The sequence below is a fragment of the Mesorhizobium sp. M7A.F.Ca.CA.001.10.2.1 genome (genome assembly GCF_003998575.1).
In the GTDB taxonomy this organism is placed as follows: Bacteria; Pseudomonadota; Alphaproteobacteria; order Rhizobiales; family Rhizobiaceae; genus Mesorhizobium.
Window position 1 is genome coordinate 1 of record NZ_RZQY01000981.1, and the last position, 1,545, is coordinate 1,545.

Genomic DNA, 1,545 nt, shown 5'->3' on the forward strand with positions numbered 1-1,545 from the left:
CGACGGCACCGCCGCCGAGCGCTTGTTCACCAAGCGCGACGGCGCCGACTTCAAGCTGGCCCGGCGGCTGGACTGGGGCGACAGGCTGGCTTCCGAATAGACAGCAGCAGCGTTTGCGACCGCCTCGAAGAAAAATTTCGAAGCGATGTCGAATCCAGGCCGTGCCGTTCGACCATTGGCGTTCTCGGACCTTTCGAGACGCCAAGAGTGTCAAACGGCATCAGCCAATAGGAGAAACGCAATGAGCTATATCGCAGGATTTGTCGCCGCGGTGCCCGCCGCCAACAAGGAAGCTTACCGCAGGCATGTCGCCGAGGTGGCATCGGTGCTGAAGGAGTTCGGCACCACCCGCATGGTCGAAGGATGGGGCGACGACGTGCCCGGCGGCAAGATCACCGACTTCAAGGGAGCCGTGAAGGCAAAGCCGGATGAAGTCATCACCTTTTCATGGCACGAATACGCGGACAAGGCGGCGGCGGACGCGGCCTATCAGACGATGATGAGCGACCCGCGCATGGCGGAGATCGGCGCTTCCATGCCCTTTGACGGCAAGCGCATGATCATCGGTGGCTTCACGCCCTTCATCGACCTGAACACGACCGGCAAGACGGGCTATATCGATGGCTCGCTGGTGCCGGTGCCGGCCGCCAACAAGCAGGCCTACCTTGCCGTAGCGACGAAGCAGGCCGCGGTGATCAAGGAACACGGCGCAACCCGCGTTGTCGAAGCGTGGGGCGACGATGTTCCCGACGGCGAGGTCACCGACTACCGTGGCGCCGTGAAAGCAACGGGCGACGAGGTCGTCGTCTATGCCTGGGTCGAATGGCCGTCGAAGCAGGTGCGCGATGACGCCTGGAAAAAGGTGATTGCCGATCCGCGCATGTATGCCGACACCATGCCCTACGACAACCAGCGCCGGGTCCATGGCGGCTTTGCGCCGATCCTCGACGCCTGATCCCAAGAACCCTAGTTTTCGACAATCCTGGAAAAGGAAACCCACCATGCGTTACGCCTGTCTCATCTATTACCACCCCAAAACATTGTTCGGCGGCAGCCCGGAGGCCAATGCCGTGCTGGCCGAGTGCTCCGGATATGACGAGGTGCTCAAAGCCAGCGGCCACTTCGTAACCGCCGAGGCCCTGGTGCTGCCCGAGGAGGCAATGACCGTGCAGGTCCGCGACGGCAAGATGTCGACCGTCGACGGCCCGTTCATGGAGACCAAGGAGATCCTGGGCGGCATCATCGTCATCGAGGCCCGCGATCTCAACGAGGCGGTGCGAGTGGCGAGCGGCCATCCACTGGCAACGATCGGCTTTGTCGAAGTTCGCCCGGTCGTCGACTTCAGCCAGCCGCCGCCGGTCCTGTGAGCACCACCAGCCCCCGCGATGCCCTGGAGGCGGCCTACCGCACCGAGGCGCGGCGCGTGCTGGCGACCTTGATCCGCCTGCTCGGCGGTTTCGACGCGGCGGAGGAGGCCTTGCATGAGGCCTTCACTGCTGCCGCCGAGCAATGGCCGCGCCAGGGTGTGCCGGCCAACCCCTATTC

The 1,545-nt window shown here is 63.8% G+C and carries 3 protein-coding genes and 1 pseudogene; all 4 read left to right on the forward strand.

Going from position 1 to position 1,545, the window contains the following annotated elements; genetic code table 11:
- On the forward strand, window positions 1-100 hold a 100-nt coding region (locus tag EN964_RS34170; RefSeq protein ID WP_281059595.1), incomplete at its 5' end, for a small ribosomal subunit Rsm22 family protein.
- Between the two features lie 141 nt (window positions 101-241).
- A complete protein-coding gene (locus EN964_RS34175; protein WP_127267849.1) occupies window positions 242-955 on the forward strand; it encodes a DUF1428 domain-containing protein in 714 nt (237 codons plus the stop codon).
- 46 nt (window positions 956-1,001) lie between these two features.
- Window positions 1,002-1,367, forward strand: coding sequence for a YciI family protein (locus EN964_RS34180; protein WP_027037981.1), 366 nt, complete (start codon window positions 1,002-1,004; stop codon window positions 1,365-1,367).
- Window positions 1,364-1,545 (forward strand): annotated as a pseudogene (locus EN964_RS34185) (RNA polymerase subunit sigma-24); the annotation flags it as partial. The gene EN964_RS34180 and the pseudogene EN964_RS34185, both read left to right, overlap by 4 nt.

Excerpts from the sequence above, each read along its gene's own strand:
- EN964_RS34175 (WP_127267849.1), top strand. The coding sequence starts at position 242 with ATGAGCTATATCGCAGGATTTGTCGCCGCGGTGCCCGCCGCCAACAAG.
- EN964_RS34180 (WP_027037981.1), top strand. The coding sequence starts at position 1,002 with ATGCGTTACGCCTGTCTCATCTATTACCACCCCAAAACATTGTTCGGC.